The following is a 1,883-nucleotide window of genomic DNA, read 5'->3' as shown; positions in this document are numbered from 1 at the left end:
GTGGCGGATCGGAAACCTCCAAACACGCCTTATACTGGATCGCCCGGGTGCTCGACTGCTGTCCCGATACGCTCTTTAGCAAGCGTCCTCCGTATGATGCTGATGCGTCATTTTATGCCAGGTGTGCAATGTACAGGCAAGCAGCGGATAGTGATCCGTCAGAATTAATACCGATATTAGACTTATCTATTACCGGTATTAGTGTCGACTATTACCGGTAATAGATTTCACTAATACCGGTATTAGTCAGAAGTCGATTCTTGCTTAGAGGACGATGAGTCGGACCTCCGCCTCGGGAGAGGTGGCGAAGGCGAGGACGAGTGAGTCCGGATAGGTGTGGTGGCTCTCGGAGAGGGCTGATAGTTCGCTCCCAGACCTATAGGACACTGATACTTCTCCGAGCCTGCTTACTACAAAGCGTCCCGGCCCTATCAGGGTGATGTCTCTCCTGAAGTCCCTTACGTAGCGGCTGAATGCCTTGAAGACCGCCTCCTTGGCGCTCCAGAGTCGCAGAGGGGTGATCTCAGGGAAGCGCACCATCACCTCGAGCTCCTCCTCTGTGGCATAGCGGGGGAGGATCCTCGCTGCCTGGTCGGCCTTGTCCTCCACGTCTATGCCCACGGGGAGGGACCCGATAGGCGCAACCTGCAGGGCAACACTGCTGTGGCAGTCCGAGGAGGAGTAGAGAAGATCGGGGCGGTCAGGAAAGTAAGGTGCTCCGTCGGAGAAGTGAGCCACATGGGGCAGATCCTCCTCGGTGAAGATCCTGCGGAGCCCGCGCTTGAGGGTGAGGTGCGTATCCTCGTTCCGGTCGAGTCTCGGGACGACAACTACGGAGGAGCGTCCGGTCATGCTTTTTCCTCGCTGCTGTCCGTCTCTCCCTCCGTCGGCAGATGCTCCTCGCCGGGGATAAAAAGGATCTTGCTGATGCGTCGATTGGTGACGGAGAGGACCTTGAACTGATGTCCGTCGACCGTGATCACCTCATTGACCTGCGGGAAGTCTCCCTTCACCTCCAGGAGAAGCCCTGCCAGTGTCTCAGCCTCGTCGGAAACCTTGATGAGCGACTCGTAGTCCTCGACCTTGACGATCCGGAGGAAGTCCAGGATGCTGATCTTGCCGTCAAAGATGTAGGTGCCGTCCGGCAGAGCGCGGTAGAGCTGCTCGTCCTCGTCATACTCGTCCTCAATGTCTCCGACGATCTCCTCCAGGAGATCCTCCATCGTGACGAGACCGCTGGTACCACCGTACTCATCCACGACGATAGCCATATGGCGTCGCTCCTTGCGGAAAACCTCCAGCATGTGACTTACCTTGACATCCTCCGGGGTGTAGAGTACCTCTCGTAGCAGTCCCTCCCAGTGGAAGTCGGGAGCCTCGCCGAGGTGTCGGAGGAGATCCTTGGCGTAAAGGATCCCCTTGATGGAGTCGATCCGCTTGTCGTATACCGGTATGCGTGAGTAGCCGCACTCCTCCACGAAGGTCAGCACCTCCGCATAGGGTGTGGAGAGCTCGATGGCTGCGACGTCGATCCTCGGTGTCATCACCTCGGAGACGGTCTTGCGCTGGAAGAGCAGGATCTCATTGAGTACCCCCTGCTCTTCGCTGTCCTCCGTGGTCAGCTCGATCGCTTTGCTGAGATCTTCTCGATCCAGTTCAGTCTTATTTTTTGTCAGTGAACTGGCGATAGACTCTCCCATCCTGACGAGAGCCTTATTGATCCCCTTGAGTGCGCCATAGAGAGTGAAGAGCGTCGTGACGTTGCGTCGTGCCACGCGCAGCGGATCCATCTGCGTGGAGACCTTAGGGATGATCTCACCGACCAAGAGGATGACGAAGGTGATCACCACCACCTGTAGTATGAAGCCCAGTGTCTGTGCGTG

General features: G+C 57.0%; 2 protein-coding genes. Both read right to left on the bottom strand.

Annotated features, from left to right (window positions below):
* Positions 1 to 264: 264 nt before the first annotated feature.
* A complete protein-coding gene (locus tag Q0F21_RS07590; RefSeq protein ID WP_297238790.1) occupies positions 265 to 852 on the bottom strand; it encodes a 4'-phosphopantetheinyl transferase family protein in 588 nt (195 codons plus the stop codon).
* The coding region (locus Q0F21_RS07585) for a transporter associated domain-containing protein (protein WP_297238788.1) at positions 849 to 1,883 on the bottom strand (1,035 nt) is incomplete at its 5' end. The genes Q0F21_RS07590 and Q0F21_RS07585, both read right to left, overlap by 4 nt.

The sequence above is a fragment of the uncultured Porphyromonas sp. genome (assembly GCF_934359325.1).
GTDB lineage: Bacteria > Bacteroidota > Bacteroidia > Bacteroidales > Porphyromonadaceae > Porphyromonas_A.
The sequence above is the reverse complement of the archived record's forward strand: the minus strand, read 5'-3'. Positions and strand labels throughout refer to the sequence as shown.

What these genes read in the sequence shown, in the direction of transcription:
- Q0F21_RS07590 (WP_297238790.1), bottom strand. Translation starts at nt 852, where the DNA reads ATGACCGGACGCTCCTCCGTAGTTGTCGTCCCGAGACTCGACCGGAAC.